The following is a 278-nucleotide window of genomic DNA, read 5'->3' on the forward strand; positions in this document are numbered from 1 at the left end:
TGATCGAGGGTTTCCCACCAGCCCGCCAGGCGCGGGCCCACCAGCGGCACCCCGCCCAGCCAGGCCGGGGCATCCGGCAGGCCGTCTACCTGCACATCGCGCACGAAGGCGGTGGCATCGCGAACGTGATCGGCCAGGTTGAAACCCAGCCACACCAGCGGCAGTGCCACCAGCAGAATCCACAAGGTGGTCAAAAGGCCGGCGGCGAGGGTCTCGCGGCCACCCAGCAGGCTGGTCAACAGGCGCATCAGCGGCCAGCTGGCAAAGGCCAGGATGGC

Annotated in this window: 1 pseudogene; it reads right to left on the reverse strand. The window is 69.4% G+C overall.

What is annotated here, in order from left to right:
• Window positions 1-278: pseudogene (locus tag M2D63_RS25750) on the reverse strand (AI-2E family transporter); the annotation flags it as partial.

It is taken from the genome of Pseudomonas sp. BJa5 (genome assembly GCF_030272875.2).
GTDB lineage: Bacteria > Pseudomonadota > Gammaproteobacteria > Pseudomonadales > Pseudomonadaceae > Aquipseudomonas.